Origin of the sequence: Shewanella fodinae (assembly GCF_014651955.1) — a bacterium.
GTDB lineage: Bacteria > Pseudomonadota > Gammaproteobacteria > Enterobacterales > Shewanellaceae > Shewanella > Shewanella fodinae.
The window spans coordinates 62,107-85,762 of sequence record NZ_BMXW01000004.1 but is presented as its reverse complement, the minus strand read 5'-3'; the positions used below and the strand labels follow the sequence as shown (position 1 = coordinate 85,762).

Genomic DNA, 23,656 nt, shown 5'->3' with positions numbered 1-23,656 from the left:
ACAGTAAGCCGATGAATTAACATCGGCTTACTCCGTTTATAACTCCTTATAACTGCTTATAACTCCTCAGAAATGGTAGGTAACTGAGGCGTAAACTCGACGGTGATCCCCCGGAAATAATCCGGTACGGTTAATCAGGCCGCTGACCGCGTATTCCTTATCAAACAGATTTTTGATGTTGAGCTGGAATTGCCAGTTCTGCCAGTGACTCTGCCATGAGGCATCAAACACTGTATAAGGCTTGATGCGCCCGCCTTCTTGATCAAACTGCTCACTGACATAATCGGCACCAAAGGCAATGGCGGAATTGATCGCGGCAATATCGTAACGGCTCCACAGCCCTAACTGATGGCGCGGCGCGTTGGCAAAGCGATCACCATAAGCGCGGCTGATCCCACTGGTGGCTTCTTTCACTACGGTATCGTTGTAGGCGTAGCTCAGATTCAGTACCCAGTGCTCAGTCAGATCCCCCAGTAAATCGAGTTCTACTCCACGGCTACGGACCTTGCCCAGCGCTTGCAGCTTGTCAGTATCAAGCGGATCCGTCTGCAGAATATTTTCCCGCACGATGTGATAGGCCGCGAGGTTGATATTTATCGCATTATCAAACCAGAAGCTCCGAACACCCGCTTCCGCTAACTTGCTTTCCTCAGGATCAAATGGGCCGCCCTTGCTGCTCAGTTGGCTGGCGGCATCTTGCGGTACAAAGCCCGTGGCCCAGGTCGCATACGGATGCAGATGTTCATTGATTTTGTAGGTACTGCCGATACGATAACTGAAACCGCTGTCATCGTAGTCATCTCGGCTGGCGCTGATATTGTCGATCACTTTGTCATTAAAACCGTCCAGCCGTACCCCGGCCAGCACATCCCAGTCATCGGTAATACGCCATTGATCCTGCAGATACAGACCATAACGCAGCGCAGTGGTGTCAGAATCTGTGTTCAGCTTTTGCTGATAATTAGCAACGTCAGTTACCCCATATTGCGGGTCGGTGTAGCTCAGCCCGAGTACGCCACCTGACGCCGTGGCACGCAGGTAATAAAACCCTTCTTTCTGCCTGAAAAAATCGCCCCCGAGCAACACGGTATGTTGTCCTAACTCTGCCACCAAGTTACCGGTCACAGAACCGGCCTTGGTATCTCGCGTCTGATTGCGATACTGCCGCGCAGCCCAGTCGGCAACGCCGTCGCCATCGGTATCATCCATGCTGATAGGCTCGTGATATTTCTGTACTTCAGTATTTTCGAAATAACGCAGTGTCACATTGGTGCTGAGCCAACTGTTGATGTCCTGATCCAGTCGTGCTTGATAGACAGTGGCATCCAGTCGTTGAAAATCAGATTTTTCGTTGCTATTCCAACGGGTACTGGCGAGAAAATTGCCCATTTTATCGGCCGGAATGCCACGCAACCTAGCGCCGCCGTAATTCTGTTTCACATCGGTCAGTTGCAGCGTCAGCGTGGTGCTGTCACCCAAGTCAAACGCATAGCCAGTATCAATAATGCGGTTACGCACATCGGTGTTGTAGCGGTAGGGATTTTCGTGATCCTGATAAACGCCCAATCGATAACGTTGGTCACCACTATCGGTCACTGGCCCGGTCAATTCGACACTGCCACTGGTAAAATCATCATTGCCTAAGCCCAGCTTGATGCTGTTATTGTGCTGATATGCCGGTTTCTTAGTGACATAGTTGATCAAGCCACCGGGAGAGCCCGCACCATAAATTGCACCACTTGGCCCTTTAAGCACTTGTACCTGCTGAATATTGAATAGTTGCGGAATAGCAAAACCGTTGAATGGATCACCGCGCACACCATCATAGAGGATTTCGTCCTGATGAAAGCCGCGAAACGTGACCGCCGAGTAGGCATATTGGCTAACGCCACTGATAGAACGGTATAAATCGGTAACTTCAAGTGCCGCCTGATCTTCAATCAACGTTTCTGGCAAAATTTGGATTGACTGCGGTGTGCGTTCAATCGGGGTGTTGGTTCGGGTCGCCAGAGAACCATCATCCGCACGGTATAAAGACTGCGCTCGGCCAGTGACCGTCATGCGCTCAATATTAGTATTAGGAGTGGCCGCGGAGGTCGTCTCCTCTGCCACACCAGGAATAGCATATAACGCACTGAGTACAGCAATAGAAATCAGTGAAGGAGGCTGCATTTGACACCTTAAGCAACAGCAGGAATTGAAATTTGTCGAGATCGTAAATGATAGTAGTTATCATTTCAATTAATATATGCGATTTATCAATTCTATCTGGTTAAGTTGTGAACAACGCCTAACACTCAATAAAAACTATTGCTGTGGCGGGGACTTGAGATAACGTGCGCAAAAGATGTCTGCCGCTACCGGACGGGAAAACAGGTAGCCTTGGTAAAAGTCACAGTGAAGATTACGCAAATAGGCTTTTTCATCAACAGTTTCTATGCCCTCTGCCACGGTCTTCAGACCCATGGTGATACTGAGCGAAACAATGGCGCTGACAATTCCCTGTTTCTTGCGGTTATGGGTGATATCGCTGACAAATGCTTTATCAATTTTCAACGTATCGATAGGAAAATCATATAGATAAGCAAGACTCGAATACCCAGTACCAAAATCATCGATGGAGATACTTACCCCCACCTGCTTCAATGCCCGTAACGTGCTAACGGTATAGTCTAGGTCGCCCATCGCCACCCGCTCGGTGACCTCCAGTTCCAGCAACTCTGCGGGCACCTGATAGCGCTCCAACAGATAAATCACTTCATCCACAAACTGCGGCCGCTGAAACATAGGCAGTGACAGGTTAAGGGCGATTGGCAGCGGCGTAATCCCCGCTTGGATCCAGTCACTAAGTTGACGAATCACCGCTTCGAGCACCCAGCGGTCGATCATGACTATCTGCCCAGATTCTTCTGCCAAAGGAATGAAATTTCCCGGCGCTAACTCGCCGCGGGTTGGGTGATGCCAGCGGACCAATGCTTCAGCCCCAATCAAGGTGTCATCCTGAATATTAACCTTGGGCTGAAAATGCAAGCACAGTTCGTCATTATCGATTGCCAGCGCGAGATCATGTTTGAGGTTGAGTTTTTCCAGCGCGTCCGTCTGCATGTCGGCGGAGAAAAAGGCATAAGTGCCCCGCCCGACACCTTTAGCGCGATACATTGCGGCATCAGCGCTGCCTACCAGTTGATCTATGGTCAGGCCATCGGTTGGGGAAATAGCAATACCGATACTGCAGCCAATATTGATCACCTTACCGCCGATGGTAAACGTCTTACTGACAGAGGCAATCAATTGCTGAGCCAGTTCTATGGTACCGACACTGTCATACGGAGTTAACAGCAAGAATTCATCACCACTAAAACGGAACAAGGTGTCATCCAAGTCAATCTGCTGTTGCAAACGGCTGGAGACGGCCTTTAGCACCTCGTCACCAAATTGGTGCCCCATGGCATCATTTACATGTTTAAAATCATCTAGATCAATAAACATAACGGCCAGCGAACGCCGCTGTTTTTCGGCTTGGTTACTGCTTTTGAAAAATACCTCGTTGAGTTTATTGCGATTGGGTAACCCTGTGAGTGTGTCAAAATTTGCCAAACGCCGGGCATATTCTTCCGCTTGCTGCTGACGGGTAACATCTTCCATCACCGCAATCAGATGTTTCACCTCACCACGTTGGTCTGTCACGGTAGAAATGGTGCCGCGCTGCACATATAACTCACCATTTTTACGTTTATTACAAAACTCACCAGACCAACTGCCTTTGTCCAATAAGGTTTGCCACATCTCAGTGTAAAATTCGTCAGATTGTTTGTTGGATTTAAGGATCCGCGGATTATGCCCAAGCACTTCCTCGGCCGAGTATCCGGTGATCCGGCAGAAAGACGGATTGACATTGATCATGTTGCCTTGAGGATCGGTGATGACGATCGATTCCTGACTGTACTCAAACGCCTCATACCCGAGTTTCAGCTTGATATGATCATCCAAAGAGGTCAGAGCAAAGCTGAGGTCTTTTACCAAATCCTCAAACAACCGGTGCATATCTTCATCAAAGATAAAACCTTTGTTGTCGAAGACGGTGAGTACGCCATGAATATGACCAGAGCGGTAAATAGGAAAAGATACCCTAGTGTCGTAATGGCAACTTCTGTCACAGCCAGAGCAACAGCCGCTATGTTGAAACGCCTTATAACCATGGCTTTCGGAAATCCGGCTTAAATCCACTGGGAAAGCCCCACCGTCGTGAGCGCAATCATGTTCCGGAAACACATAACGCCAGGCAACTTTGTAGGTGTGAGGAGCCTCAGGACGACCAATATAAGGGGCAAAAACACTGATACAGGCCTGCTCCAAACCTATATCTTCCGTGATGATGCGGCAGACTTTGCTGAAAATTTCCCGCTCACTGCTGTCAAAGCCGATAAGGTTCTGATTAATGCTACTGAGCACTTCAAACATTTGTCGGCTGCGGCGACTTTTATTAAATGCCACGTTTTTTTCATTTATTAACATGCAGACAGCAAGTTTGACACTAACGACCACTAAGATGAAAAAAGTAAGCAAAACCAAATCGTTGAGGCGCTGATGGATATCATTGTCAGCGCTATCGAATTGCAGTGAGCGCAGCGCGAGTACACCAACACAACAGAGCACTAGGCTATTAAACCTGATAGAAAAACTTACAGCATAAAGCACCAGCATAGACATCAGTAACAACAACTGCAGGGAGATTTTATGCTCGCTGAAAGGGAAATGAGTCACCATCCATTCGGTCACCGCCAACGTCAGTAACCAATAAAACAGTAAAAGTAGTGGTGAACTCTGTTTTGCAAACCGATTACGCGGTAATAGCACACCATAAATAAGCAGTGGGCTAAACAATAATGCTGACAGTCCGAGGTTACAAAACCATCGGAACCAGCGCGGGGAAAATTCATCGAAGTTGCTATAAGGCAGCAAGGCGGGCAAACAACTACATAATAATGCGGGTAAAGTAACGCCGATAAACAGCAGCTTTAACATTCCATCAAAGCTGGCAAAGTCTACTTTTTTTAGAAAAAACAGTGACAACAACCAAGCACCTAGCAGGCCTTGTATCACCACGGTCATTGACTGAAGTATGGCGCTGGGCAGCGTCTCATGATAGTAAATGATATTGGCGGCAATGCTTAACAGCAATATCCCGGTAACAATCCATAGATCTGCTATAAAAGGTTTAGGATTTATGCTTCTTAACCCCAAAACCAAAGCGCCAGCAGCATCCAGATGCACCAGAGAATATGGCTGCTGAAACAGCAGACCTAATGTGGCAGTCAACGCCCCATAAACCGCGAGCCAAAAAATACCGGGCAACTGCGTAGTGCGATCACTGAACTCCTTCAGTTGTCCCATCCAATGGCGAATCATCATTCATCCTTAATTTTACGGTGGATTGAGCGATCGAAACTCCTTGCGATGACAGCTACTCTATTCTCCACCCTACAGATAAAAAATTCTATTTACTTGAATAAACATAATTTATTTTAAGAATTCAAACAGCAGCCTAGCACGGGCATTGAATATTCGCCACGGATAATATTCGCGGTAAGACGGCTGTCATAGATTTGTCGTTTTTTCAGGGCGAGGCAGTGTTTTCCTCAATCACGATTGGCATATTAGGTGACTAAATCTAAGAATTTTAGGTGTCCTGACCGTATAACTGTTTGCCAATATCAGCATCATCGCAACTTTAAATATGCAACTAAGCTCACATTCAGTTACCTTGACAGAGGTCGCTATTTTAATAACATACCGTTATATAAAATAGTATATAACGAAGTTACTTCGAGATTGACAGAATTTATGGATGTTACGCGTCGCTCATTAATGCAAGGACTGGCAGGCTGTGGGCTCTTAGCAGCATTTCCATCGCTGGCAAGAGCAGAATCGCCGTTGTTATTGCCGTTTGGCAAGATGCCAATGCCAGGTAATATACGCCAAGTGCTGAGTGCCGGAGCCCCAGCAGATATGTTGCTTCTGGCGTTAGCACCACAGCTGCTGTTGGGTTTCTCCAGCTTTGACTTGCGACAAGGCGCGCAATGGTTGAGCCCGTCAGTCACACAGTTGCCAAAGCTTGGGCGTCTTGCCGGACGCGCCAGTACCCTATCATTGGAGCAACTTTTGGCGCTCAAGCCCGATCTGATTATTGATTGCGGAGATATCAGCGATACCTTCCGCTCGCTGGCACAGCGGACGGTCACACAAACCAATACTCCGTATCTTCTCGTCAGTGGCAAACTGACGGACTCGCCCGCACAATTAAAACAAACTGGCGCAGTACTTGGCGTTGATTCCCAAGCAGCACAACTGGCAGCAACTGCCGAACAAATTCTCGGTGATGCCCGCACCTTTGCCGCCAGTACTGGCAAAAATCTTAGCTTTTACGCTGCACGGGGAGCCCGAGGACTGGAAACCGGAGTCACTGGTTCACTCCACACGGAAGCAATAGAACTACTGGGTTTGCGTAATGTGGTCAGCGACACAGATCGTAAAGGACTGGCACAGGTTTCACTGGAGCAAATACTCCTGTGGCAACCCGATTTGATCATTACTCAGGATGAGGCCACCTGGCAACATATTACCCAATCGCCGCAATGGCGAGGGATTACTGCGGTGAAACAGCAGCAGGTATTGTTATATCGGCGCTTTCCATTTGGCTGGCTCGATGCGCCGCCAGGCGTTAATCGCCTGTTGGGCGTGAGAAGATTACAGGCGCATCTTGATAGCGGTCTGCGCTCTGCGTTTAAAGCGGAAATGCAGCAGTTTTTCCTGCAATTTTTTCACAGCACACTCAGTGATGATGACTACCGCACTTTGGTACCGACGATATGAAGTGCGTTCCCGTCACGGCCATAATTGGCTTATTGCTGCTCTCTGGCATGATATTGGCCCTAAGTGCTGGCAAATATCCGTTGGGTTTAAGCGATATTAGTCAGTTGCTGACAGGTAACCCCCCGCACGATCCGCGTTTGTCGATCGTCTTCTGGCAGATCCGGATGCCAAGAATGCTGGCGGCATTGCTGATCGGAGCCGGTTTAGCTGCGGCCGGTACCACTTATCAGGGCATGTTCCGCAATCCCTTGGTATCGCCAGATATTCTTGGCGTTTCTGCCGGTGCCGGTATGGGCGCGAGTGTGGCGATACTACTGGGATTATCCATGCTGTATATTCAGGGGTTAGCGTTTGTCGGAGGACTGTTGGTCGTCGCACTAGTATGTGTTATCGCCCGTTTCACCCGGCGTCAGGACCCAGTGCTGTCACTGGTATTAATTGGTATCGCCATCGGCACGCTTTGCGGTGCCATGATCTCGCTGATTAAAGTGCTGGCGGATCCTTATACCGAGTTGCCATCCATCACCTTTTGGTTGCTGGGGGGGCTCAATACCATCACCATCAATGACTTACAAGTTGCCGCCCCCTTGACATTACTGGGCTTACTGCCACTTTGGTTGTTACGCTGGCGTATGAACTTGCTGAGTCTGCCTGATGAGGAAGCAAGTGCTATGGGCGTCAATGTTACCCGTCTGCGGGTGATATTTATTGTCAGCGCCACACTGGTAACCGCCAGTGCAGTAGCCATTGCAGGCATCATTGGCTGGGTCGGGTTGGTGGTGCCGCATATTTGCCGCATCATCACTGGCGCCAATAATCGGCAACTGTTGCCGATGTCGATGGCAGTGGGCGCGATTCTGTTACTGGTAACCGATACCTTGGCGCGCACCGTCAGTTCGGTAGAACTGCCGCTAGGCATACTCACTGCGATGATCGGTGCCCCTTTCTTCCTCTTGCTATTAATGCGGAGGGAGCGGCTGTGACTCTGGTGCAATTTGCCAATACCGCTATCGGCTATCCGCAACACCCAGTATTGCAGCAGATCTCTTTTAATATTGAAGCGGGAGAGGTCTGTTGTCTGCTCGGTGCCAATGGCTGTGGTAAAACCACCTTAATCCGCAGCTTGTTGGGTCGGTTAACGCTGCAGGGAGGTAACATCCTGTTGCAACGCCGACCTATCCGTGACTGGCGTGCTCACGAACTGGCGAAATGGATGGCCTATGTTCCCCAGGCACATGATAGCCCGTTTGCTTTCAGCGTACTGGATATGGTGTTGATGGGACGAAGCATCCATTTAAAAACGTTCTCCTCGCCATCAGCAAAAGATCGGCAACAGGCACTGGAACTGTTGGAAAACATGGGAATTGCGCATCTGGCTACCAGACAATATCCCTCCCTCAGCGGTGGCGAGCGGCAACTGGTGCTAATCACTAGGGCATTGATCCAACAGCCCAAATTATTGGTTATGGATGAACCTGCAGCCAGTTTGGATTTCGGCCGTCAGATCACCCTGCTGAAGAAAATCCGTCAGTTGAAAAGTGAAGGTATGACGTTGTTGATGTCTACGCATCACCCGCTTCATGCCCGAGCTATCGCGGACCGGGTGGTGTTGCTGTCCCCGTTAGGGGCACAACAAGGCAGTGCTGCGGCCATGCTCACAGGACAGAAGCTGGCAGCGCTCTATGATGTGCAAGAAGCCGATATCAGACATCATCTGGGAATCGAAATTTAAGTGTATGAGGAATCAGTAAATGGTACTGGACGAGTTAGACTTTGCCGAGCTTTACCGGCAACAGATGCAACAGGCCGGGCGCAGCACGAAAGCGCCGGAGCACTGGGATGCCCGCGCAGAAAAAATGGCCGAAGTATGCGCTAACCCACAAGATCCCTATCTGCTGCAACTACAACAGAAAATGTCACTGCAGGGAGCTAGTACACTGCTGGATATGGGCTGTGGCCCAGGCTCTGTATGCCTCAATCTGGCGGCATCACTAACTCAAGTTTATGGCGTTGATTACAGCCGTGGCATGCTGGAAGTCGCAGGCAGACGCGCACAAGGTTTAGGGTTGCATAATGTCACTTTGATCAATAAATCTTGGGAAGATGATTGGTCTGATATTCCTGAATGCGATCTCGCTGTCGCGTCTCGCTCTACGCTGGTGGCCGATCTGCGTCAGGCGCTCATCAAACTGAATAACAAGGCTCGTCTGCGCATTTACACCACCCATACGGTAGCCACATCTTTTGTAGATGTTGCCGTCCAGCGCGCCATTGGTCGCCCGGTAGTGGAGTTGCCTAATTATATTTTCGCCGTGAATATTCTATATCAGCTGGGCATTAACCCTAAAGTTGATTATATCCGAGGACCAAACTGCCAAAACAAGACTGATACATTTGAACAGTTCTCAGAGTCAGTCAGTTGGTCATTGGGGGCATTGGATGACGTTGAACAGCAACGTCTGTTTGATTTTTATCAGCAAAAACGTCGGTTGGGTGAGACTATCGTCCCGCCATCCAGAGATTGGGCACTGGTGTATTGGGACAAAACCACAACACTGTAATCCGACTAATACCAGGCTTGCCGCTGGGCACACATCCGGCAAGCCACAGTAAAGTGATAACGGCAATAACCCTCAATTGCCGTAATGATAACCACCGCCTTTCAGATGTCTGACGGGCAGCTTTTACTGCCATTTTTTGGCATAGACATCGTTATATAGTTAATTATATATCGATATTGAGGTTCATTATGAAATTTAACAAGCTCTCGTTATTTATTTGCTTCGTCATCAGTGGCCAGCAATATGCCATCGCGGATGATAGCAGCACTGAACGCCTGACCATATGGGGCAGTCAAGTTGCCGATACCAGCACCCGCATTGATCAACAAACACTTGAGCAATTGGGAAAGACCAATGTCGCCCAAGCGTTAAGTGTTATTCCAGGGGTGTCTTTGCAAAAATCTGGCAGTCGCAACGAATTACAGGTCAGAGTTCGCGGCTTTGACAGTCGTCAGGTGCCGGTATTTTACGATGGTATCCCAGTTTACGTTCCTTATGATGGCAACCTAGATCTCGGACGCTTCCTGTCCTCAAATTTGGACTCGGTAGAGGTTTCCAAGGGATACACCTCATTGTTACAAGGGCCAAACCAGATGGGTGGTGCTATCAACCTCACTACCCATAAACCACAAGAGCCATTTGAAGCCAGTGCTGCTTTTCGTCAAGGATTCACTCGTAATAAGAGCAATGCCTATGATGCCAATCTGTCACTCGGCATGCGCAGTGAGCTTGGCTACCTGCAGTTCACCGGGAGCCGCCTGAAACAGGATTATCTGGGATTACCTTATGGCACAGATAATCAGGTCGCCGGCAGTGACGGCAAAATGATCAACTCCGAAGCTGATGACAAGCGTGGCATTATCAAGTTAGGGATCACGCCTAATAGTACCGATGAATACACTTTTACCTACATCAAACAGGATGGCGAAAAACAAAATCCACCTTATGCTGGTAACAGTGGGCAGAAAGCACGTTACTGGCAATGGCCTGATTATAATAAGGAAAGTTACTACTATCAGGGGTTTACTCGGTTAAATGACATTTTCACGCTAAAAAGTCGTGTTTATCATGATGTCTTTACCAACACACTGATGATGTACAACTCGCTATCGGCGTTGCAACAGAAAAACGGCTTCTACAGCCGCTATGATGACTTCAGCAACGGCGCAGGTTTGCAACTCAGCGCCGATTTGCGGCAGCGGGATCAACTGTCCTTTGCCGCACATTGGAAAGAAGATGTACACCGTGAAAAAGACGCGCCTGACGGCCTTTATGACCGCTACAAAGATCGCACTGTCTCCCTGGCATCCGAGTATCAATGGGCCATCTCTGAACAATTTGATGCAGTTGCTGGCATCAGCTATGACAAACGCGAAAGCTTGGAAGGGATGCAGCATGAGGACGACGGCAGCATCACCCAATATGACGATAACGATCAACACGCCTTTAACTGGCAGGCATTATTGAAATACCATGTCAACGACACGGATTCACTGGCATTTTCCTTCTCTGATCGTAGCCGCTTCCCGACACTAAAAGAACGCTATACCACCTCTAAACCAGCGACAGGCCAAGTGGCACTCGTAAACCCGCAGCTAAAACCAGAACGGGCACGCACACTTGATATCACTTACAGTGGTCTTATCAATACGCAATGGAGCTATGAAGCCAGCGCCTATTACAACCGCGTAGATGATGCCATTCTTGCCATCAATATTGACGCCAATACCCTGCAGAATCGCAATAGTGGTCAGGTTGATTACAGCGGAATCGATCTCGGATTAAAAGGTAAGATCCTGGATATTGCCGAATTGGGTCTGAGCTATAGCTACACACACACCGACGTAAAACGTGAAGAAATTGGGGAAATCACCGGTTTACCTAAACAGATGGCGAACGCTTGGGTCAAAGTCACCCCTTGGGCACCATTAAGCCTGACATTGTCCGAAGAGGTCCGTGACTCCAGTTACAGCAATAGCGATGGCTCGCAGATTGCTGCCGGATTCGCTCTCACTAATCTACGTGCTGACTATCAGTTACTTGAAGAGCTCAGCCTGAACGCCTCCGTTAACAACCTGTTTGATCGCAGTTATGAATACTCCGAAGGCTTTATCGAGCAGGGTCGGAATTTCTGGTTGGGACTCGAATATCGAATGTAAAAAATACCGGTTGTAGCACAGCAGCCAGTTACCTCGTCTGTTCATCTGTGCCAGCAAAAGCCGGTGATTACTGGTCATAATCACCGGCTTTTTTATATTTACCGCCAACAATTGCAGCTCGGCAAAATGTTGAGCAATACTGGCCAACCTATACATTTAGCCTAGCAACAATGCCTCATGATGCCAGCGACTTTTGGTTAGAGGCCCAGCTCTAAATGTGGTGATTCGCCGCCAGTGCTATCTTATGGTGCAGGAAACTGTTCCCGACTATCTGAATCTGTTAATAATTCATTAATACTTTTCCGTCACCATAGCCGTATTCAAAAGTAGTCGGAACTCCTAACCTTGATGAGTAACCGCCTAATTGACCAAACGTACCTAACACCACGGATATTTCTTGGTGTAACTTATCTGGCGGCATTACTTCTGGTTTCGTTGCACTTGTGGCTGCGACCACTCATGCCAGTGGATGAAACCCGCTATGTCTCAGTTGCCTGGGAAATGTGGCGCGATCACAACTGGTTAGTACCACATCAGAATGGTGAAACTTATGCCCATAAGCCGCCATTACTGTTTTGGTTAATTAACCTGTTTTGGACGGTTTTCGGTGTAAGTGAATGGTCCGCGCGTCTTTCTGTGCCGCTGTTTTCCTGCCTCAATTTCGGTTTGGTCTATATGTTAGCTAAGAAGTACTTCCCTCAGTCTGATGCTGCGGCTAGGTACGCGCCTGTATTGCTATTAGCATTAGCGGGTTGGAATTTTTATCTGCCGACAGTCATGTTTGACTTGGTGCTGAGCGTCTTTGTGTTGCTGTGGCTACTGAGCTGTTTTGGCTTCAGTGACACAGGTAACCGACGCTTTATTGCCCTTGGTGCGTTGGCGGTCGGTCTGGGATTGCTGACTAAAGGGCCTGTTATGCTGCTTTACGCGATCCCGTTTATGCTGTTGCGTCCTTGGTGGCAACATAACAACAGCATCAGTAACGGCAGGTTTTTCCGTGGTAGCTCTATCGCCATATGCTTGGGACTGTTGCTTCTGGCGTGCTGGCTATTACCGGCGGTAATAGCTGGCGGCGGAGCTTACGAAAAGGAGCTCATTTGGAAGCAAACTGCCGGACGCTTAGTTGCCGCATTTGCTCACGCTCGGCCTTTTTACTGGTATGTATATCTTTTACCTGCGTTGTTACTCCCACTACCGCTACTCAGTGGCATCTGGCGCAGTCAAATATGCCGTTTTCAGAATAACCGTGATAAAGCCTTAGTACTTTACGTCACTATCATTCTGCTGAGTTTCAGTCTGATCAGCGGTAAACAGCTCCACTATCTATGCCCGCTGATGCCGGTAATTGCGTTGTATGTTGCCGCTGGCGTCAAGCCAGAAAATTTCGGACGCAGCTATGTGCTGACCGCGCTCTGCATGGTTGTCGTATTGTTAATCGGCTCGTTGCCATTGTGGGCTGACAAGGTGTTCAAAAACCTGCACGACCCCAAAATTGCCTTGTGGGCGATATTATTGCCCATAGTGCTGCTAGCACTGTCGCGGTGGCGATTCAAACAAGTCAGTTTGAATCCGTTGGTACAATTTCTGATATTTCCGCTGTTAATGACCAGCGTGCTTTTGGCCGTGAAACAGCCGTTACATGAGGCATACGATGTGACCGATGCGGCACGGCAAGTACGGCTATTACAACAGAAAGGAAACACGCTGGCATTCTGGGACAAATACGACAACCAGTTCCAGTTTGCCGGTCGATTACAGCAACCGATTGTGGAACTGCGGGATACCGACATAAATCAGCGCGTTGACTGGCTCAAGCAGCATCCGCAGGCAATAGTGATCTACCCGGTCAAGCGACCTGCCGAGGTTATGCGCAAGCAGGCGCTTTTTAGCCAACCGTATCGTGGACGGGTATTGTTGCTGATTAAGGCTACAGATTTTATCGCTTTAATGCCTGCCGCCCACTAGCTGACACAGGATGAAAAAGCGGCATTGGTGAATGCCGCTTTTGTCACTAGAATTTAGCCATTGTCATCTGGAAAGTCTTAAATCCACCAGTAAGATTGCGAACCTTAAAGCCATGCTGGCGCAACAGGCGATAAGCCACGTGTCCGCGCAACCCTACCTGACAAGCGACTAGGATTTCCTTGTCCTTAGGCAATTCGCCTAACCGTTGACGCAGTTGATCAACGGGGATATTCAGCGCTTGCGGAAACGCGCCAACGTTCGTCAGCTCTGGAGGATTACGGACATCTAACACAACTTGTTCGGCAGAAGGGCTAGCCACTTCATCAACGTGGCATATCTGTTCGTCACCATCCAACACGTTTGTTGCTACCATGCCGGCCTGATTCACTACATCACGGGCAGAACCAAAAGGAGGGGCATAAGACAGTTCCAGATCCTGTAGATCTCGCACAGTCATGCCAGCACGCTGTGCGACTGCCAACACATCAATACGCTTGTCGATGCCATCCATCCCGACCGCTTGTGCCCCGAGGATTTTGCCATTGTTGGGATCAAATAACAGTTTCAGTGTCACCGGATGAGCACCTGGATAGTAACCCGCATGACTCGCGGTATGCACATAGACTTTTTCATAGGGTAATTGCAGCCGCTGTAGAGATTTCTCATTGAGGCCAGTACTGGCAATCGCCAAATCAAATAATTTGCAGATGGCCGTTGCTTGAGTGCACCGATATTGTTTGTCCAGACCCAACATATTATCAGCGGCAATACGTCCCTGCCGGTTTGCTGGCCCGGCTAATGGTACCAAGGCTGCATTGCCAGTGACAAAATCTGGTGTTTCAACAGCATCCCCTACAGCATAAATATCTGGATCCGAAGTGCGCATTCCCCCATCCACTTTAATGCCGCCACGCTCCCCTAAAACCAGACCCGCACTATTGACCAATGACACTTCTGGTTTAACGCCGATGGCCAGAATCACCATATCGGTTATTAGGGTTTGACCAGTGGACAGTGTTAATGCCAGAGCAGTGTGATGGTGAGAAGGCTTGTCATAAACATCGGTTGCTTCTGGCTCTGATGGCATATTGTCACGGCTGTTTACTTCAGTAAGTCCGGTATTCAACCGCAGTTCCACACCTTTGTTAACTAATTCGCGATGCAACACATTAGCCATTTCGGGATCCACCGGAGCCATGACCTGTGGCGCTAACTCTAACAGTGAAATGCGGATCCCTCGCTGATGCAAAGCCTCTACCATTTCCAAACCGATAAATCCCCCGCCGACCACGGTCACATGCTGCGGTTTATGCGCGGCCAGTGCCGCAATAATGGCATCCATGTCAGCAATATTACGCAAGGTGAACACGTGGGGGTTGTTGATACCAGGGATCGGCGGCTTTACTGGTGCCGCGCCGGGGCTGAGCAGCAATTTATCGTAAGTTTCTTCATAGCTGTCGCCCGTCAGCAGATTTTTGACTCGTAGTGTTTTATGGATGGCATCAATCGACATCACCTCATTGAACACCCGCACCTCAACATCAAAACGCTTTTTAAAACTTTCAGGCGTTTGCAGTAAAAGCGCTTCTCTGGCAGCGATATCACCACTGATATGATACGGCAGGCCACAATTAGCAAACGAGATAAACTCTCCCCGCTCCAACATAATAATCTGCGCCGATTCCGACATGCGTCTTGCTCGCGCAGCGGCTGAGGCACCACCAGCGACACCACCGACAATCACTATTTTCGTCATATCCACTCCAGATCTTGCGCTACCAAGATTTCCGTATAAACCTTTAAAAATATTAAAATCAATGAAATAAGCTCTAGACCCGGTAAGTCACAGGGCGTGGTTAAGTACACTACCGCCTTGCAATCGCTAGCAGCAATCTGTCATTGTTTCCCCAAAAACTATCATCTATAAGAATAAACTTATGGAGTGAATGCAACCCTTTTGCACAAAAAACGCGATGGTCAGCGATTAACCGTCATCACATCAAAGCCCAATCCCAGTGACAAAGGTGCAATTTTGCTACGGTTTACGTGGTTGCAGTCGTTGCGCCCAACGCTCGCTCTGTTGACTTAGAAAGTGCTCAATGTCGGTGGTATAAGGCATGACCACACCGACATCACGATTGATTTCTTTGTGTGTCATCGCCTCAGGCATTAACGTTGCGGTGCTGCCCAGCGCCTTCGCTTGGGTGACAAATGCCTCGGCTTGCTCACAAGGCTTGTCTGGGCGTTTTGATGAACAAACCGCCAAAAATGGCGCGATTTTGCCTTTCATCTGTAACTTCGGTGAGTTCTGCTGCCAATAGGCCATGTCTTTACCAAAGGCGGCATCATAGAAGCGGTAATGCGAGCGCTCCATAATCTCAACGACATCGTAAGCAGCACTGTCCAAGGCTACCGTCGCTAACCAGGGTTGTACTTGATAGCGTTGTTGCAATGATACATCAGTCGCCAGCAAACTGATTAAATGCGCCCCCGCAGAATGCCCCATCAACACCAGTTGGTGCGGGTCAATCTGAAACTCCGTAGCATGTTGCTGCATATAAGCGACTGCTTTGGCGACATCGGCGGCCTGCACTGCCGGTGCGGCATCGGGTAACATACGGTAATTGACCGAGATAAAGACGATCCCTTGTGGCACCCAGCGTTTCACTTTGTTCACCACCACATTGCTACTTGTCTTGTCGCCAATGCGCCACGCGCCGCCATGCACCATTACCACAACGGGAGCAGGTTGCTGAAGTTGACGTGGGGCGTAGCTGTCCAGTTGCTGTAATTTATCGTCGCCGTAGGCAATGTTATGACGGACGGTGATATGGTCATTGGCAAACGCTGCTGCAGCATCACTGCTCTCAGTAAATAGGGCTTCATTGTCTTGATTAAGTCGCTCTGCACGACGCTCTTTGAATCGCTCTAACAATGACCCAGCACTCACAGTTTGCAGGGAGAAAAACATTAAACAACCTATGACAGCCATAAGTGCGATGCTGTGTTTCATTTGACGCTCCGATTGTCTAAATGGCAGGCGAAATCAATGTACAAAATTGGCGATAAAACTACCAGATGCACCTGCTGCTCTGGCAAGAAAAACATTATTCACTGTGTTTGACTTTGCTCTAGCAACGCTGAATCAACAGCAGTTGTTTGCCATTAGAGTGGACTAAATATTGGAGCTTTGGGGCACAACCATGAACAATCAGAGATTCAGGCCCGAATTTAAGCATCAAGCACTAAGACCTGTCATTGAATGGGGATATTTAATTAGTGACATCACTGAGAATTTAGGCGAGTTCTAGCACAGCATTTATAGATGAGTAAAACCCTGTGGACGCACAACACCCCAAAGCATCTTATTAGCCATCCTGAGATCTCATGCAAAGTTTGGAGCCGACCAGCACATCGGAAGATGAATGCTGCGTACAGTTGTACCCAAAATATTGGGGCGCAAAGGGAGGATAAGTGCTGGAAACAGAGACAAAAAAACCGACTTATCGTCGGCCTGTTATCTCTCAAGGAGATGGTACCAGAGGACGGACTCGAACCGTCACGCTTTTAAGGGCGGGGCCGATGTTATTGAAAGCGAATCCCCTGTGCTCGCAGGTTTGCTAGCAACACAGCATTGAAGCTTAAACCCGCCGGTACACCAAATTTCAGACATAAAAAAACCGACTTTCGTCGGTTAGCTCTTTCTAGATGTTCTCTCTAGAAGAGATGGTACCAGAGGACGGACTCGAACCGTCACGCTTTTAAGGGCGGGGGATTTTGAATAAGTAGTGTATAAAACTACTATTATTTTTCAGCTAGTTACATCATCATATAAACACTTTGCAAATTCTTTGCATGACTTACATCAGACGCAGACCATGAGTAAACAACTCGAAAGACATGATATCACTGACGAATTGTATGTCTACAAACAGGACAATAGTGAGCGTTGGTATGCCCGGATCAAGGTCGCGGGCAAATGGGTTGCCAAGGCTACTAAACAAAAGGAAAAAGAAAAAGCCATCGCCATGGCTTATCGACTCCAGATGGAGTTCGAGTTCATGGCCGACCGTAACCTACTGGTGGGCTCCAAGCGTTTCCGGGATGTGGCAGAGAAGGCTATCAGTACCATGCAAGCGGCAATCGACAATGGTAAGGATGTCGAAAAGTACACGACCTACATTCAGGTGTTACGTAAGTACCATATTCCCTTTTTTGACCGGACTTACATCACCTCGATTGATGTTGAGAAACTGCGAGCATTCGACATATGGCGAACAGAGCAACTCGGTCGTAACCCTGCCAAGTCGACACTACTGAACCATAACGCTGCCATGCAGTTAGTGTTCAAGGAAGCCGTGGAACGTAAGTGGATGCTGGCTGCCCAAGTCCCTTCCCTATCAACCAAAGGTGTTGAGTCACAACGACGAGCGCATTTCTCACCAGAAGAATACGACAAAGCCTTTGATATGGTGTGGGAGTTGGAACAAAACAGCCGTAAAGAAAAGACGCGACAAATCCGTGAACTGTTAATGGACTATATGGAATTTGCGGTCAATACCGGTATTCGTCCCGGCACGGAGATGGAAAGCTTAACGTGGGGTGATATCCATATTGATACCAATGAGCACAACATCATTTTCTATATCACCGTGAGAAAGGGGAAAACCGTTAAACACACGGGTACTCGGGAAGTGGTTTGTCGTGATGAAATCTTTTCCAGTATTCAGACATTGAGAGAACGGTTTCCTAATCGAAAACGAACTGACAAGCTGTTTCGGTTGGCCGATGGCAGTGATACCAAAGAACTCAGCAAAGCGTTTGATAAGGCGCTGACCGAAGCAGGTTTAAAAGAGTCTCCACATGGAGTGAGAACGCTCTACTCATTGCGCCATACCTACATCACATGGCAGTTACTGGCGGGCGTGAACATGGAAGTGTTGGCAAAGCAATGTGGCACCAGTATCACCATGATTGAGCAGCACTACAGCCATGTTATTCCGAAGATGTTCAGTAAAGAACTCTCCGGCGTCGACCTGGGGAAAGCGATGGTAAAACGCACCAAAGCCAAGGTGAGTGATAAACACAAACAGCATCTCGCTGACACGCTTAAAGAGTGGCAGGTACGCTATCGGCAATTAGGGTGTATCTAGTCGTCCAACTCTTCTCGGGTTGGCAATAGCTCAATCGCTTCACAGCCGAGTACCTCGGCAATCTTGTACAGCATATCCAGAGTGATATTCACCTCTGCACGCTCAATACGACCAACATAACTTCGGTCAATCTCAGCTCTGAGGGCTAGCTCGTCCTGAGAGAGTTTTTTCTGTATGCGCATCTGCCGCACAGACAGACCCACTTTCACGGCCAAGTTGTTCATAGGACTCCTGTTATTCAAGGGGTCACTATGAGAATTTGCCTGTGAACTATCCACGGATTATAATCCGCATTTTGCGGAGTATAGTCCTCATTTAATCGACGAGTTCAAGGGTATCCCAATAGATGCCCTCACTGCGCTCGTCCTGAAACTCTAGGAAGGAAGTTAATGGGTACGTTTAACATCATCTTTAAAGGTGAAGTCATTGAAGGCAAGGAACCACAAAAGCTTGCGATTGCCTTAGCGCGATATCTCAAGCTCCCCGAGGACAAAGCTTACTTGCTGCTCTCAGGCAAAGAGCTGTGCATTAAAAAGCACCTGAATGCCAGTGAAGCCTCTGCTATTCATGCCAAGCTGTTGTCTGTGGGGATAATCACCTATCTAAAAGAAGCCGCACTGCCTGAAACAAAGCCAGCAGCAAAACCGTCAGCGCCAGAGCGTGTTCAACAGGCCAAGCCCGCAACGGGAACGCGAAACCAGTCATTGAAAACGCCACACATCCTCCCTTCCGATAATGCAAAACCCCGTACTGCCCACCGGGACTACTCTTCACTAAGTAAAGGGTGGCAGATGATATTCAACACCTTTGATGAGCTTGGGGTGGATAAAGTCGGGTATCGGCAAGCTATACGCTCTGACGCATTACGACAGAGGTCGCTGATGGAACGAAGAAAACTACGGTTTAATTTCTTGGGAGCACTCTTTGGTCCGTTGTATTACTTCGCTAAGGGCATGTTCAAAAAGGGACTGTATCTGACCTTAGCATTAGCCATTGTCAACATTGCGATTGGCATGATTTGGGCGTTGTTTTCTGACTCTGCATTCATCGATAGATTGATAGTTGCTATCAACACCGTAACATTCGCCATGCAGGTCAACTACGACTATTACCGCTACTACCGCTTCAAAGAAACGCTGTGGCCTTGGCTGCCCAAGTGGATGGATAAATGGTGGGGCGTTTTGTCGGTGTATACACTTGCGTTAGTCGCTTTTTTTGGGCTTTCCTACCTCATCGTCTTATCTGATGAGTCTGATACCGCCAGTACCATCAAGGACAGTTACTTGGAAGGGTATGAACAAACCTCTATTGGTCAGGCTTTTGATAATTGGTCACCTTGCGCCACTATCAAATGGGAATCGCACGAAGCTAAGAATGGCACTCGGACAGTCACCTACCACTGTCAAATGAAACTGAACACCTTTAAGCAACAGGAAGGTAAGGCATATCGGTTAGTCACACACAATGACGACACTAAAATGGTTGACCTCACCAAGCAGGCCACCTTACAGATGAGTTTTACCGTCAACTATGACGATAGTTTCATCATCAATGATGCACAGTGGGACATTGACTTAGGTGACCACCATTATCAACCCTACGTACCCCATGACAGCGTGTTGTACGACATCTACAGAGATGAACTCTATTTGTCCATCGTGGAAATCTTCAGCCTGAAAAACATTCTTTCAAATGAGTTTATTAGAGACATAGAGCAAGCCAAATAAGCATTGTTCAAAAATGGCAAAGGCTCATCTAAATACTCTATATTTCTAGAAACATATAAAATTAAACAAAATCATAATGTTGAAAAGATGTTTGAGCCTCTAACTTTCATCAGGACTGATTACTTTATCCATTGAATATACAGAACTGAATTTTGCTCAAATAACAACCACTGTTTAAATATCCATATATTTATATTTTATCTGGGTCAAATGAGTGATAGATTATCACCCAAAAGACCCACAGGAGGAATCATGTCTGAATTTGACGTGCTAGCAAAGGATTTACTTGCTCAAGCAGAGACTGAAGAAAAGAACCGACAAGAGCTTGACCGAGATTTATTAGAAAAAGTCCTTGAAATTTATGATCAAAAATACGTTGCAGAACTACTTAGGCGCGTAGGGAAAAACGAGTGGAGCCGGGAAGCTCTTAATCGTTGGGTCAATGGTAAATATCAACCGAAGTCACTTACACTGGCAGAAGAAACGCTACTAAAGAAAATGCTTCCCGACCCCCCAAAAAATCATCCGAATTATACCTTCCGTTTTATTGACCTTTTTGCCGGTATTGGTGGGATCCGAGCAGGATTTGAGAGTATTGGTGGAAAATGTGTATTCACCAGTGAGTGGAATAAAGAGGCTGTCAGAACCTATAAGGCTAACTGGTATAATGATGATAAAGAACATGTTTTCAATCTTGATATCAGGGAAATCACACTTAGTAATGATGAGTCTATTTCTGAAGAAGAAGCCTACATTAACATTGATCAAGAGGTACCAGATCATGACGTACTTTTGGCTGGTTTTCCCTGTCAGCCCTTTAGCCTAGCAGGAGTAAGTAAGAAGAACTCTCTTGGGAGAGCACATGGATTTGAGTGTGAAGCTCAAGGAACTCTATTTTTTGATGTGGCTAGAATTATACATGCTAAAAAACCAGCCATATTTGTTTTAGAAAATGTTAAAAACCTTAAAAGCCATGATAGGGGAAAGACATTCAAGGTCATCATGGACACTTTAGATGAGCTTGGATATGACATTTCTGATTCAGAAATAACAGGCAGTAATGATCCAAAGATCATTGATGGGAAAAATTTTTTACCTCAACACCGTGAGCGTATTGTCCTCGTTGGATTTCGCCGAGACCTTCATCTGAAAAAGGGGTTCTCGTTAAGGAATATTAGCCAATTTTACCCCGAGACGCGTCCATTGTTTGGAGAGCTTTTGGAGCCCATAGTCGATAGCAAATACATCCTCACAGAGAAACTTTGGGCGTATTTATATAACTACGCCAAAAAACATGCAGCAAAGGGGAATGGATTTGGATTTGGGTTAATTGACCCTAAAAAACCACATAGTGTAGCTCGGACATTGTCCGCAAGATACCATAAGGACGGCTCAGAGATTTTAGTTGATCGTGGTTGGGATATGGCTAAAGGAGAAGAAAATTTTGCTGATCCTAGTAACCAAATAAACCGTCCAAGACGTTTGACTCCAAGGGAATGCGCAAGATTAATGGGCTTTGAAAAAATTGATGACAAACCATTTCGTATTCCAGTTTCAGACACACAGGCATACCGCCAATTCGGAAATTCCGTTGTTGTACCTGTTTTTACTGCGGTAGCCAAACTACTGGAACCTTATATTCGAGAAGCTGTAAAAGCTAATATACCTAAACGTATTACCAAGAGAACTTAGCTTGCTGGATGCTTTATATCGTTGATTAGCTTTCCATTAAAATCCGAGAATATCATATAAGATGATCTCGGATTTTCTCAGCGTATCTATTGCGAAGAGATTAAGGAACAACAAACGCTACCTTCTTGTCAAGTCTATGCCTCTCTTAAATCAAGTTCTCGTAACGAACGATATAACTGATGGATGTCTTTCCATTTGACTCTAAACTGGCTTCGTTTCTTCGGTTTCCATTTTCCATCATCTAACTTCATATTAATGCCAGGATCATAGTAGATAATACAGTTATAAAGTGATTTTAGAAAATGTTCTAATGTTGTACCTTGTCCTAGGGTTACATAAGGGCCATACGTAAATTGTGGGAGATCATTATCCTTGTTAACCGTATAAGTTACGTAACATGTATTGGAGTGCTTCCTTTTCCAGTGTTCAATGACTTTATCGAAGCTCCAGCCTGCAGCCAATCCTCCGTTTTTGTCCCTAAGCATCAAGCCACCATTAGGGTCTACAATTTTTCCTGATTTGGAGTCATATCCTTCCATTCGCAAGGTTAGGCTAGTTTTGCGGTTTTCTATATTCACATCGTGACGGCTTGCAAAATCTAGACGATCTTCTTGCTTTCTAGTTGCATAGCAATCTAAAAATGCTTTTAAACCATCTTTAATATAAACTCCAGTATTTGGCTCTGGCGTCATTAATGTAACCACTGAACCAGAATGAGACTTAAGCTCCCAATCCATGAAATCAGGTTCAGCGAATCCATTAGGCGTAATATTAAACTGCGCCTCTAGCGTGTAACCTGCTCCGTTCTGAGCTTTGTACGGGATTTTCATCCCATTAGCTTGTAAACGACATGACTCAATTGGCCCACCATCATAGATCGTTCGCAATTTCTCTAGCAGTTTCTCTTCACTAGTTTTGCCTACAGCTACCGATTCATAAAAAACAGAAGCGACTATATTTGCTTTATTATCGGCGACTAGTTGTTTGAGCTCTAGTGCTAGATTATCTTCCCAATCTGAGCAATATGCCCAAATGGTTGTTTTATTGACACCTAATACTAGATAGCGATGTAAACCATTCCTTCTTGCTCGCTCTTCTTGCGTTGGTGGTTGCATCAAATGACGAGGGGTAACATCCAGCTTTCGGTCAGTACCAGCTAAAAAACCTGACATACGAATTTCAGGGTATTTGGGGTATAAGATGATTTGGCTATTTGGCGCTTGATCAGTGTTTCCGTCTTCATCTATCCAATAAAAATCCAATGGTGCTTTAAAAATAGGACCCTTTTTACTAATTCCATCCGCATAAACTTCACCAGATGGAATAGAACGAATGACATCAAAATCCGAACCTAAGTAGATCTGTTGTTTGGTGTTGTCATTATTTGCAAGAGGCTTGAAGATGATCTTAGTAGCACCAAGAACTTTCATATGATCCGTGATTGCTTCAAATGTAGTCATATTGTAACAAATTCCGCGCAACAGCGAGTGGTTTTCACATTTCCTAATTCACTACTATATACTTTT

Annotated in this window: 15 protein-coding genes; 9 read left to right on the top strand and 6 right to left on the bottom strand. The window is 47.1% G+C overall.

Annotation, left to right across the window (positions count from 1 at the left end; all coding sequences use genetic code 11):
- Nucleotides 1-66: 66 nt before the first annotated feature.
- Complete coding sequence (locus IE064_RS05305) at nt 67-2,172, bottom strand: TonB-dependent siderophore receptor (protein WP_189616960.1); 2,106 nt, start codon at nt 2,170-2,172, stop codon at nt 67-69.
- 135 nt (nt 2,173-2,307) lie between these two features.
- Nucleotides 2,308-5,412: a bifunctional diguanylate cyclase/phosphodiesterase gene (locus tag IE064_RS05300; protein WP_189616959.1), complete on the bottom strand. Its 3,105-nt coding sequence runs from the start codon at nt 5,410-5,412 to the stop codon at nt 2,308-2,310.
- 432 nt (nt 5,413-5,844) lie between these two features.
- On the opposite strand from IE064_RS05300, the gene IE064_RS05295 reads away from it, so the two are divergent.
- From IE064_RS05295 to IE064_RS05270, 6 genes are all read left to right on the top strand, one after another.
- Complete coding sequence (locus tag IE064_RS05295) at nt 5,845-6,873, top strand: ABC transporter substrate-binding protein (RefSeq protein ID WP_189616958.1); 1,029 nt, start codon at nt 5,845-5,847, stop codon at nt 6,871-6,873.
- Nucleotides 6,870-7,856, top strand: coding sequence for a FecCD family ABC transporter permease (locus IE064_RS05290; protein ID WP_189616957.1), 987 nt, complete (start codon nt 6,870-6,872; stop codon nt 7,854-7,856). Before IE064_RS05295 ends, IE064_RS05290 begins: the two co-directional genes overlap by 4 nt.
- On the top strand, nt 7,853-8,605 hold the full coding sequence (locus IE064_RS05285; protein WP_189616956.1) for an ABC transporter ATP-binding protein: 753 nt from the start codon (nt 7,853-7,855) through the stop codon (nt 8,603-8,605). Before IE064_RS05290 ends, IE064_RS05285 begins: the two co-directional genes overlap by 4 nt.
- Before the next feature lie 19 nt (nt 8,606-8,624).
- The gene (locus tag IE064_RS05280; RefSeq protein ID WP_189616955.1) at nt 8,625-9,434 is read left to right on the top strand and encodes a class I SAM-dependent methyltransferase; all 810 of its coding nucleotides are present in this window, start codon (nt 8,625-8,627) and stop codon (nt 9,432-9,434) included.
- A gap of 188 nt (nt 9,435-9,622) precedes the next feature.
- Entirely contained in the window at nt 9,623-11,593 is a 1,971-nt protein-coding gene (locus IE064_RS05275) for a TonB-dependent receptor plug domain-containing protein (protein ID WP_189616954.1), read from the top strand.
- A 348-nt stretch (nt 11,594-11,941) separates the two neighbouring features.
- Complete coding sequence (locus tag IE064_RS05270) at nt 11,942-13,558, top strand: ArnT family glycosyltransferase (RefSeq protein WP_189616953.1); 1,617 nt, start codon at nt 11,942-11,944, stop codon at nt 13,556-13,558.
- Nucleotides 13,559-13,604: 46 nt separating this feature from the next.
- On the opposite strand, the gene IE064_RS05265 is transcribed toward IE064_RS05270, so the two are convergent.
- Both IE064_RS05265 and IE064_RS05260 read right to left on the bottom strand, forming a co-directional pair.
- Nucleotides 13,605-15,314: an FAD-dependent oxidoreductase gene (locus IE064_RS05265; RefSeq protein WP_189616952.1), complete on the bottom strand. Its 1,710-nt coding sequence runs from the start codon at nt 15,312-15,314 to the stop codon at nt 13,605-13,607.
- 279 nt (nt 15,315-15,593) lie between these two features.
- Nucleotides 15,594-16,571, bottom strand: coding sequence for an alpha/beta hydrolase (locus IE064_RS05260; RefSeq protein ID WP_189616951.1), 978 nt, complete (start codon nt 16,569-16,571; stop codon nt 15,594-15,596).
- Between the two features lie 865 nt (nt 16,572-17,436).
- Between IE064_RS05260 and IE064_RS05255 the strand changes: the two genes are divergently transcribed.
- Complete coding sequence (locus IE064_RS05255; RefSeq protein ID WP_189616950.1) at nt 17,437-18,711, top strand: tyrosine-type recombinase/integrase; 1,275 nt, start codon at nt 17,437-17,439, stop codon at nt 18,709-18,711.
- On the opposite strand, the gene IE064_RS05250 is transcribed toward IE064_RS05255, so the two are convergent.
- Complete coding sequence (locus tag IE064_RS05250; RefSeq protein ID WP_189616949.1) at nt 18,708-18,935, bottom strand: helix-turn-helix domain-containing protein; 228 nt, start codon at nt 18,933-18,935, stop codon at nt 18,708-18,710. The two genes, IE064_RS05255 and IE064_RS05250, sit on opposite strands and share 4 nt — an antisense overlap.
- A gap of 165 nt (nt 18,936-19,100) precedes the next feature.
- On the opposite strand from IE064_RS05250, the gene IE064_RS05245 reads away from it, so the two are divergent.
- On the top strand, nt 19,101-20,438 hold the full coding sequence (locus IE064_RS05245) for a DUF2628 domain-containing protein (protein WP_229799861.1): 1,338 nt from the start codon (nt 19,101-19,103) through the stop codon (nt 20,436-20,438).
- A gap of 252 nt (nt 20,439-20,690) precedes the next feature.
- Nucleotides 20,691-22,130: a DNA cytosine methyltransferase gene (locus IE064_RS05240; RefSeq protein WP_189616948.1), complete on the top strand. Its 1,440-nt coding sequence runs from the start codon at nt 20,691-20,693 to the stop codon at nt 22,128-22,130.
- Between the two features lie 134 nt (nt 22,131-22,264).
- On the opposite strand, the gene IE064_RS05235 is transcribed toward IE064_RS05240, so the two are convergent.
- On the bottom strand, nt 22,265-23,590 hold the full coding sequence (locus tag IE064_RS05235) for an MvaI/BcnI family restriction endonuclease (RefSeq protein WP_189616947.1): 1,326 nt from the start codon (nt 23,588-23,590) through the stop codon (nt 22,265-22,267).
- Nucleotides 23,591-23,656 lie beyond the last annotated feature (66 nt).

Bases quoted from the DNA above. Each gene is read 5' to 3' on its own strand.
- IE064_RS05305 (WP_189616960.1), bottom strand. From the start codon at position 2,172: ATGCAGCCTCCTTCACTGATTTCTATTGCTGTACTCAGTGCGTTATAT.
- IE064_RS05300 (WP_189616959.1), bottom strand. From the start codon at position 5,412: ATGATGATTCGCCATTGGATGGGACAACTGAAGGAGTTCAGTGATCGC.
- IE064_RS05295 (WP_189616958.1), top strand. From the start codon at position 5,845: ATGGATGTTACGCGTCGCTCATTAATGCAAGGACTGGCAGGCTGTGGG.
- IE064_RS05235 (WP_189616947.1), bottom strand. From the start codon at position 23,590: ATGACTACATTTGAAGCAATCACGGATCATATGAAAGTTCTTGGTGCT.
- IE064_RS05245 (WP_229799861.1), top strand. From the start codon at position 19,101: ATGGGTACGTTTAACATCATCTTTAAAGGTGAAGTCATTGAAGGCAAG.
- IE064_RS05265 (WP_189616952.1), bottom strand. From the start codon at position 15,314: ATGACGAAAATAGTGATTGTCGGTGGTGTCGCTGGTGGTGCCTCAGCC.
- IE064_RS05240 (WP_189616948.1), top strand. From the start codon at position 20,691: ATGTCTGAATTTGACGTGCTAGCAAAGGATTTACTTGCTCAAGCAGAG.
- IE064_RS05260 (WP_189616951.1), bottom strand. From the start codon at position 16,571: ATGAAACACAGCATCGCACTTATGGCTGTCATAGGTTGTTTAATGTTT.
- IE064_RS05275 (WP_189616954.1), top strand. From the start codon at position 9,623: ATGAAATTTAACAAGCTCTCGTTATTTATTTGCTTCGTCATCAGTGGC.
- IE064_RS05255 (WP_189616950.1), top strand. From the start codon at position 17,437: ATGAGTAAACAACTCGAAAGACATGATATCACTGACGAATTGTATGTC.
- IE064_RS05270 (WP_189616953.1), top strand. From the start codon at position 11,942: ATGAGTAACCGCCTAATTGACCAAACGTACCTAACACCACGGATATTT.
- IE064_RS05250 (WP_189616949.1), bottom strand. From the start codon at position 18,935: ATGAACAACTTGGCCGTGAAAGTGGGTCTGTCTGTGCGGCAGATGCGC.
- IE064_RS05280 (WP_189616955.1), top strand. From the start codon at position 8,625: ATGGTACTGGACGAGTTAGACTTTGCCGAGCTTTACCGGCAACAGATG.
- IE064_RS05290 (WP_189616957.1), top strand. From the start codon at position 6,870: ATGAAGTGCGTTCCCGTCACGGCCATAATTGGCTTATTGCTGCTCTCT.